Annotated in this window: 9 protein-coding genes and 1 pseudogene; 8 read left to right on the top strand and 2 right to left on the bottom strand. The window is 49.1% G+C overall.

Translation table 11 applies throughout. The features are described 5' to 3' along the window. The 7 genes from HWQ67_RS08575 to HWQ67_RS08545 form a co-directional block, all read left to right on the top strand. Positions 1–336 (top strand): CheR family methyltransferase (locus HWQ67_RS08575; protein ID WP_304413898.1); only part of this gene is annotated, 336 nt, incomplete at its 5' end. A 24-nt stretch (positions 337–360) separates the two neighbouring features. Next, a complete protein-coding gene (locus HWQ67_RS08570; protein WP_040335262.1) occupies positions 361–723 on the top strand; it encodes a response regulator in 363 nt (120 codons plus the stop codon). A 21-nt stretch (positions 724–744) separates the two neighbouring features. Next, on the top strand, positions 745–1,134 hold the full coding sequence (cheY, locus tag HWQ67_RS08565; protein ID WP_040335263.1) for a chemotaxis response regulator CheY: 390 nt from the start codon (positions 745–747) through the stop codon (positions 1,132–1,134). 46 nt (positions 1,135–1,180) lie between these two features. Beyond that, positions 1,181–2,518, top strand: coding sequence for a protein phosphatase CheZ (locus HWQ67_RS08560; protein WP_218252270.1), 1,338 nt, complete (start codon positions 1,181–1,183; stop codon positions 2,516–2,518). 89 nt (positions 2,519–2,607) lie between these two features. Next, entirely contained in the window at positions 2,608–4,566 is a 1,959-nt protein-coding gene (locus tag HWQ67_RS08555; RefSeq protein ID WP_218252269.1) for a chemotaxis protein CheA, read from the top strand. A gap of 18 nt (positions 4,567–4,584) precedes the next feature. Continuing rightward, a complete protein-coding gene (locus HWQ67_RS08550) occupies positions 4,585–5,652 on the top strand; it encodes a protein-glutamate methylesterase/protein-glutamine glutaminase (RefSeq protein ID WP_218252268.1) in 1,068 nt (355 codons plus the stop codon). Between the two features lie 74 nt (positions 5,653–5,726). After that, positions 5,727–6,188 carry a chemotaxis protein CheW gene (locus tag HWQ67_RS08545; RefSeq protein ID WP_218252267.1) on the top strand — a complete coding sequence of 154 codons (462 nt, stop codon included), beginning with the start codon at positions 5,727–5,729 and terminating at the stop codon, positions 6,186–6,188. Positions 6,189–6,276: 88 nt separating this feature from the next. On the opposite strand, the gene HWQ67_RS08540 is transcribed toward HWQ67_RS08545, so the two are convergent. Then, positions 6,277–7,251: a PIN/TRAM domain-containing protein gene (locus tag HWQ67_RS08540; protein ID WP_218252266.1), complete on the bottom strand. Its 975-nt coding sequence runs from the start codon at positions 7,249–7,251 to the stop codon at positions 6,277–6,279. Positions 7,252–7,436: 185 nt separating this feature from the next. On the opposite strand from HWQ67_RS08540, the gene HWQ67_RS08535 reads away from it, so the two are divergent. After that, positions 7,437–8,573 carry a pyridoxal-phosphate-dependent aminotransferase family protein gene (locus HWQ67_RS08535; protein WP_218252265.1) on the top strand — a complete coding sequence of 379 codons (1,137 nt, stop codon included), beginning with the start codon at positions 7,437–7,439 and terminating at the stop codon, positions 8,571–8,573. Positions 8,574–9,128: 555 nt separating this feature from the next. Here the strand turns inward: HWQ67_RS08535 and HWQ67_RS20490 are convergent. After that, positions 9,129–9,208, bottom strand: a pseudogene (locus HWQ67_RS20490) (IS1 family transposase); the annotation flags it as partial.

Below are 9,208 nucleotides of genomic sequence, written 5' to 3'. Positions count from 1 at the left end.
AATATACCGGAACTCTATATAAAAAAATACTTCAAACAAAGTACGGCAACAACCTATACACTCAACAACGATGTCAAGGCAAAGGTGAAGTTCGTGCAAGTAAACCTTATCGACGAAAAAAAGGTCAGGGGCTTTCGTGATATGGATGTGATATTTTGCAGAAACGTGCTTATCTATTTCGATAAAAAGGCCAAGCTCAAGGCGGTAACCAACCTCTACGACTCCCTGAGAACCGGCGGATATCTCTTCATTGGGATGGCCGAGAGCTTGCACGATATAACCCGAGTCTTCCGGCCACACATAATTGGTAAGACGGTTGTATATCAAAAGGTTTAGAACTTATATGGCGAGGAGCAGAGTATGAAAATAATGATTGTAGATGACGATAGAACAACAAGAAAGATACTGGGACTCTATCTGATAAGCAACGGGTATGAACCTGTCTATGCAGAAAACGGCCTCGATGCAATAGAGAAACTAGCCTACAACGAGATAGACTTCATACTCACAGACCTGAACATGCCATACATGGATGGTCTGGAACTGACCAGAACCCTCAGAACAGACCCGTCTTTTAAGTCTATACCGATAATGCTCATCACCACCGAGGATGACGACGTTGACAGAGAGTTGTCCTTTGAGGCCGGAGCCAATGGCTATATGGTTAAACCAGTGACTGCAGAGGCAGTCATAAGAAATATAAAAAATATCCTAAAGCACTAACGATAAAGGAGGTATTGTGTTATGTATGATAAAAACATGAAGATACTGGTGGTAGACGACTTTTCCACGATGAGAAGAATAGTGAAAAACATTCTGAAACAACTGGGATTTGACAAGATCGAGGAGGCCGAAGATGGCGAACAGGCCTTTAATAAACTCAAGACAGGCGGCTTTGACTTCCTTGTCACTGACTGGAATATGCCTAATGTCTCAGGGCTGGAGCTGCTCAAGAGGGTAAGAAGCGATGCAAAGCTAAAATCAATGCCCGTGCTCATGGTTACTGCCGAGGCCGAAAAAGAACAGGTGGTTGAGGCCGTCAAGGCAGGCGTAAACAACTACGTCATAAAACCCTTCACCGCCGAAGTCCTCAAGGAGAAGATCGAAAAGATATTTGAAAAGCTGAAGAAGTAGTTACATTGACAACACACCAGGACAGCAGAGCCGGCGGGAGATATCAATGGCGCAGTACATAGGGTTTAATCTGGGCAGGGAGGAGTACGTGATCCCGATACTCGTGGTACAGGAGATCATGAAACCTACACAGACGACCAAACTGCCACACACGCCCCAACACGTCCTTGGCATTATCAACCTCAGAGGAAAGACGATATCGGTCATAGACCTCAAGAGAAAGCTCGGCCTTGACAGCGACGACTCAGACACCAAAGGCAACGTCATTGTTACCAATATCGGCAGGGTGACCTTTGGCGTAAAAGTGGACTCCATCACCGGTGTGATGAACATTGAAGATGATGCCATCAAAAGGGATATAGAACTCGTCTGCAAAGGACATTCGGACGAATGTCTCAGAGGGGTTGCCAATATCGGCGACAACAGAATGGTGCTCATCATAGAACTGGCCAATATGCTCAACAAAGAAGACCTTGTGATGATTGCTGCCGCAGATACACCAGGGGACGATACCGGCGAGGTTGATTATACCTGCGGAGTTGACGATAGCAACATTGGAGAGGTTGAAAGCAAGGAAACTACCGAACCCATATCCGACAACGGCACTGTCACACAAAAAGGTGGAGAGAGGTTCGTACAGGATGTCAAGGAGGCCTTTGAGAAGTCCATTGTGGACAGAGGTGGTGAAAAAGGCCTTGTCGATAAGATAATGGTAGAGGTCCAGGGGCTTATAGAGGCCTTTGCTGATGGTGATACCGAAAAGGCTGAACGCGCCATTATGGCGATCTCAAGCTACGGTGAACGCGACCTGTTCTCAGAGGTTGGCAAGATGACCCGCAGACTGCACGACTCCTTTAAAGATTTCAAGCTGATGATTGACCCCCGTCTGCACGATATCGCACATGATGATATGCCCGAAATGACAGACAAACTGGAGTGGGTGATCACCAGGACCGATGAGGCGGCAGGCAAGACCATAGAAATAGCCGAAAAGAACCAGTCCAAGCTCTCCGTGTTGATGGATAAGCTGGACTCTGTCGAGGGTAAACTCAATGCCCTGGACTGTACACACGCCGATGAAACACTCTCTCTGAGCTTCATAAAGACGGAGTTGGCCGAAATCAGCAATGATTTCTTTGAGATCATGCTGGCACAGGAGTTCCAGGACCTGACGGGGCAGATACTTAAAAAGGTTATCAGACTTGTCAAGGAGCTTGAAGAACAACTGTTGCAGTTGGTGGTGTACTTTGGCGTCAAGGCCGATGCCACAAAGGCAGAAGAGAAAAAAACCGAAGAGGTACATGGGCCGCAGATTAAGGCAGGAGAGGGGATTATGTCCGACCAGGGGGATGTTGATGCCCTGCTTGCAGAGTTTGGATTTTAATGCGGTGTACGCCTGCTTTGTTATGAACCATAAAAGCTATACGCAAAAAGATAGAGGCCAAACACAACGAGGCCTAAAAGGAGATTGTCATGGCTGATGAAATGGATGAGATAATAAGCGACTTTCTGATAGAAACCACCGAGTTGATCGAGGAACTTAGCCAGAAATTTGTCGAGTTGGAAACAAACAGGGACAATCAGGCCCTTGTTAACGATATATTTCGCTCCGTACATACAATAAAGGGAGCATCGGGGTTTCTGGGGTTTACTCAGATGGTGCAGCTTACCCACATCACCGAGTCCGTCCTGAAAAAGATAAAGGACGGTGACATATTTCTGGCCCCTAACATCATGGACGTGATCCTGGAATCAATAGACATGGTCAAGGTACTCCTTGAGCACATAAAACAAAAGGACGATGTCGAGGAAGACCTCACGGATATCATGGGCAAACTGCAAAATATCTATGACAGCGCCGGTGCCTCTGCCGGAGGTGGTAAGCCGACACCTGCACAGAGCGCCCCACCTGTCGACGAACATGAAGAGATGCCTTCCGAGGAAGACCTCCAGAGCAATTTCGCAGGGGAATTTGAAGACCTTGAATCTCATGAAAATGAGGAACCCAAGGCACCCAAACACCTAGGTGAACTGCTCGTTGAGGCGGGCAAGATATCCGAGGACGATGTTGAGGAGGCCCTTACCATACAGTCAATGATCAAGGAGTCCGTAGATACAGGGGATGTGCCCAAGGTTGGCGAAATTCTGACTGCCACTGAAAAGGCATCCAAGGAAGATGTAAAAAAGGTCCTTGCCAAACAGACTGCTCCAGCGGACAAGGGACAACCACAACAGGTAGAGCAGACCATCAGGGTAGACGTGGAGAGGCTCGATAACGTCCTAAACCTCGTTGGCGAACTGGTGCTTGCCCGTAACAGACTCATGAAACTCGTGGCCAACCTCGATATCAAGTACTCCGAAACGGCAGACGTCTCACACCTGTCGGAGTTGACCGCCTTTATCAACCTCATAACGACTGACCTGCAACTGGCGGTTATGAAAACAAGAATGCAGCCGGTGAAAAAGGTCTTTAACAAGTTCCCCCGCATGGTAAGAGACCTGGCCAGGACTATGAAAAAAGAGGTAGAACTGCGCCTTGTCGGTGAGGAGACGGAGCTGGACAAGTCGATCATTGAAGAGGTCGGCGACCCCCTGGTGCATTTGATCAGAAACGCCGCAGACCACGGCATTGAACTGCCCGATGTCAGAGAGGACGCCGGTAAGTCCCGTCACGGAACCGTCATACTGTCGGCCTATCAGGAGGGCAACAACATTGTGCTGTCCATAGAGGATGACGGTAAGGGCATAGATGTAGGTAAATTAAAGGAAAAGATTGTAGAAAAGGGGTTTGCCTCTCAGGATGAGATAGAGCGGCTGTCCAATAAAGAAGTACTGGATTACATATTCCTGCCGGGTTTTTCAACGGCCAAGCAGGTAACAGACGTCTCGGGGCGCGGCGTAGGAATGGACGTCGTAAAGACCAATATCTCCAAACTCAACGGCTCCATCAGCATCGAAACGGAGGTGGGACAGGGAACAAGATTCTTGTTGCGTCTGCCGCTGACCCTTGCAATTATCCAGGCGCTGATGGTTGGTGTGGCGGATGAGGTCTTTGCTGTTCCGCTGTCTTCGGTCGTTGAGACGGTGCGCCTGGACAAGAAGGATATCAAGACCATCAGGGGGCAGGAGACTGTGCTGCTCAGGGACGAAGTCGTGCCGGTATACAGGCTGGCAAACAAGTTCTATCTCATGTCCTCATCGGTAAATGGTACGGAAAAGGTCTATATGGTTGTCATTGTGGTCAACGAAAAGAAGTTTGGCATGATGGTAGACAAACTCTACGGGCAGGAAGAGGTGGTCATAAAATCAATAGAGGGCTTCTCAAACAGTGCAGACGGCATAGCGGGAGCTACGATAACGGGTGACGGCAAGGTGGTCCTGATCATAGACCCGTCGGTGATGTTCAGCGCTACCATGCAGGGACACAAGTAGACATAGGAATAGCTGCAAATGGAAAAACCCAAAAAATATATAAGGGTGTTGATCGTCGATGACTCGGCGTTTATGAGAAATGCGATAAAGAGTATGCTGACCTCCGACCCCGATATCCAGGTCGTGGGGGTTGCCCGTGACGGTGTGGAGGCAATAGAGAAGGTTGCAACCCTTAAGCCGGATATCATGACGTTGGATGTCGAAATGCCCAGGATGAACGGCCTTGAAACCCTGAAGATATTAATGGAGAAGTCACCCCTGCCGGTTATTATGGTCAGTTCGCTGACCACCGATGGCGCCAAGGTCACACTCGACGCCCTGGATATGGGGGCAGTGGACTTTATCCCTAAAAATCTCTCCGAGTTGTCCGTTAATATAGTAAATATCAAGCTCATGCTCATAGATAAAATAAAACAGATCGGTTCAAAAGGCTTAAAGGTGGTGAAAAAGACCTCAAAGGTCTCTTCAAGGCTTGCCGTACATGTGTCAACGGCAAAGAACGTGCAATTTACCTCCTCAAAGCGTATGAACATCATAGCCATCGGCACCTCCACCGGAGGCCCCAAGGCCTTGCAATCAATCGTGCCGATGCTGCCCAAAAACATAAGCATACCCATTGTAATCTCTCAACACATGCCACACAGCTTCACCGGCCCATTTGCCGAAAGATTGAACCAACTCAGTCAGGTCTGCGTCAGGGAGGCCAAAAACGGTGAAAAACTCCAAAGCGGCATCGTCTATATCGCCCCGGGGTGCGGGCATATGAGTATTGTGAAAAAGGGGATAGAGAAGTACATTAGCATATCGGAAAGCAACGAGTATATATACAAACCCTCGGTTGATGTCATGATGCTGTCCGTTGCACAACTGTATCCGGGCAACTGCCTGGGGGTTATTCTCACGGGTATGGGCAACGACGGACTGAAGGGAATGAAGGCCATAAAGGAAAGCGATGGCAGAACCATTGCCCAGGATGAGGAAAGTTGTGTTGTCTACGGTATGCCAAAGGCCGTGGTGGATGCCGGAATTGTCGATAAAATAGTATCTTTAGCCGAGGTGGCCGGAGAGATTATTAACTCTATTTAGGGCCGCTATGACCATACCCCCATGTAGCCGGGGGTAAGAAAACAGATCAAACGTAGAACGAGGGAGATTTTTTTATGGAGGCTTTCACAGCAATAGATGGTGTATTACAACTGGTTACCTTTACCCTGGGCAGTGAGGAGTATGCCGTGGATATCCTTAAGGTACAGGAAATCAACAGAATGACGGTTATAACCATAGTTCCCAACTCGCCCCAGTATGTTGAGGGCGTAATAAACCTCCGTGGTAAGGTAATACCCGTGGTCAATCTGAGAAAAAAATTCGGAATAGCAGAGATTGACAACGATAGCGATGCGAGAATCATGATTGTAGATATCAGGGGCATTACGATGGGTATGGTCGTGGATTCCGTCTCCGAGGTGCTTAGAGTGCCGTCAACCATCGTGGAGGCAACCCCACCTATGGCAACGGATATATCGACCGAGTTCATCAACGGTATAGCAAAGCTCGCCGACAGACTGATCATTCTGCTGGATATCGATAAGCTCATAGAAGGGGGCGATATGTCTGTGTTTTGATAGCATCTGCAATTTACGGTAGCACTCCATCCAACCGTGGATGAGGTGTAGGGAAGGGCACCTCCCCCTTCCCTGAAAATGCCCCCTCTTAGTAGTCGCTGCTGGATTTGGAGAAGATCATCCTGCCGGCGGTGGTCTGCAACACGCTGGTGACTACGACTTCTACGTTTTTACCGATGAGCTTTCTGGCGTTTTCCACCACGACCATTGTCCCGTCATCTGTGTAGGCAACACCCTGATTGGACTCCTTGCCCTCCTTGATAATGAAGACCTTCATCATCTCCCCCGGCAGCACAACCGGCTTTAGGGCATTGGCCAGCTCGTTGATGTTGAGCACGGGGACGTCCTGAAGTTGGGCCACCTTGTTGAGGTTGAAGTCGTTGGTGATGATCTTTGCGTTCATCATCTTTGCCAGGGCCACGAGCTTTGAATCCACCTCGCGGATTTTCTGGAACTCCTCCTCGACGATCCTGACGTTTATGGTCGAAAATTTTTGCATCCTGTGCAAGACGTCCAGCCCCCTGCGACCACGACTGCGTTTCATCGAATCGGAGGAATCGGCTATGTGCTGCAATTCTTGCAAAATAAACTGAGGAACTATAAATGTACCCTCCAAAAAGCCGGTTTCGCACACATCTGCAATTCTGCCGTCGATAATGGAACTTGTATCGATGATTTTGATGTTTTCCTCGATATTTTGCCCTCTGAATATCCGCATGAAACTGGCGGCGGTCAACCCCTCACCCTTGGTAAGACCTAACAGCAGCCCCGTATAACCACTCACTGCCTCAAAGATGAAGGCTGCCGTGTTGATTTCCCCCAGCAACCTCTCAATAGGATATATGATTAATCTAGCAAGTACAATGCCAAAAAAAAGCCCTACAATCCCCCCTACAACCCTTCCTAACCGAAACCTCCTCAGAAAATACTCCGCTGCCGATACCATAAATCCCAGCAACACCCCTGCCGCTGCCCCCTCGAGTTTAGCGCCATACTCATGCCCAAGCATAAAGCCTATTAACCCCAAAATCAGGACAATCATTAATCTAAAAAATGCTACCATTGTTTACACACCCTTTCTCCTTATATAAATTAGCTATGGAGACACCCTTGTCTCCCTTATCTGTTCTCTGACATGCCTGCCATATACACAGGCTCATATTTAAGCATAAAAAATTTATTGGTTTTTTATTATAATAATAGCAATGATTAATAGCAAGAGCAGTACTATAAATGTGGAGGAATGATATGTTTAAGAAGTACTTGTTGGCTCCGGGGCCAACCCCTGTCCCACCTGAGGCGCTCCTGGCCATGGCAATGCCCATGATACACCACCGTGCTCCGGACTTTGTACCGGTCCTGGATGCGGCAAAGAACGGTCTGAAGCGACTGTTTCAGACACAAAACGACGTGCTCATACTGTGCAGCACCGGTACGGGTGGCATGGTGGCCTCCGTCAATAACTTCTTCAACAAGAACGACAAGGTTGTTGTCATCGACGGCGGGAAGTTCGGTGAGCGTTGGACGAAGATATGCAAGGCCTACGGTCTGGACGTCAGGGAGATAAAGGTCGATTGGGGCTACAGCGTCCGCCCCGAGGCCGTGGAGGAGCTTCTCAAAAAGGAAGGCAACATCAAGGGCGTATTCGTTCAGGTAACGGAGACCTCCACTGGTGTAAACCACGACGTTGAGGCGTTGGCCAAGATCGTCGGCAGATACGATGACACCATCCTGGTAGTGGATGCCATCAGCGCCCTGGTTGCCCACGACATCAGGACGGATGCCTGGGGGATAGACATCATGGTTGGAGGCTCACAGAAGGGGCTAATGCTTCCACCGGGGTTGGCCTTTGTCAGCGTGTCGGAGAAGGCCTGGAAAAAGGCCGAGTCCTCAAAGCTCGAAAGATTCTACTTCAACCTCAAGGCCGAACGCAAGAAGCTACAGGAGAATCAGACCAACTTCACTTCGGCCGTTACGCTGATAATCGGACTGAACGAGGCAATCAAGTTGTTGGAGCAGGAGGGGTTGGCAAACGTCTTTGCCCGTCACACCCGCCTTGCCCATGCCACGCGGGAGGGGGTCAAGGCCCTGGGACTGAATCTGTTTGCCAGGGAGCTTCCCAGTAATTCGGTGACGGCAGTAGAGGCCCCAGCCGGGGTTGATGGCCAGAAGATATACAAGGTGCTCAGAGAAAACTATGGCGTGACCACGGCAGGCGGGCAGGACCAGGTAAAGGGCAAGATATTCAGGATAGCACACTTGGGATATGCCGACAGATTTGACGTCATTGTGGCGATCTCTGCCCTTGAGATGACCCTTAAGACGTTGGGACATCCGGTGACTCTTGGCAAGGGGGTTGCCGCCTGTGAGGAAATCTTAGTATAACGTCCCATTTCCCTTTGTGGGAGAAACCTCTCACATCCCCCTCCCCTTACGGGAGGGGTTAGGGGGGGCTGATATGTGAGCCTAAAGATTATTGTCCTATGTTCCGATTATACTGATCGGACTTGAGTTTTTTCGGCTATCAAAATTGCCTGCATACAAGCAAGAAAGGGGCGGCTCCGCTTCTTGGCGCTCCAGGGGGTGAGGCACCCCTGCCATAAAAGTCGCACCTGGCCCCTTCAGAACCCCCCGCAAGGGGAGGGGCGAGGCACCCCGGCCACGAAGAAGTCCCCTTGACCCCTTCTTGCGAAACCTTCATGCCGCCGCTCCTTAGGCCTAACTGCACGAGTCGGGGTTCAAAGTTGTCCTCGCCCTTGTCTACGTAGACCCTCTGCGCAACCTGGTTCCTTGTCATAGGCATTCATATGCTTTTTTTACGATGTGAAGTTTTGTTCACAGAAAAGAGCAGATTTGTAAGCAAAGCTTTTATGTATTTTGGCTAATTTATTGCTTCCAGCTATTTATGTTGGGTAGTCCTGCAAAGGCAGTGAAATGATGTCATGCACTAACCAGAGACGCATTATAGTGATGGATAAAATACCATACTGCTCCAATATGGTTCTCTATTTTTTTAGAAA

It is taken from the genome of Candidatus Magnetobacterium casense (assembly GCF_019173545.1).
Lineage (GTDB): Bacteria > Nitrospirota > Thermodesulfovibrionia > Thermodesulfovibrionales > Magnetobacteriaceae > Magnetobacterium > Magnetobacterium cryptolimnobacter.
The sequence above is the reverse complement of the archived record's forward strand: the minus strand, read 5'-3'. Positions and strand labels throughout refer to the sequence as shown.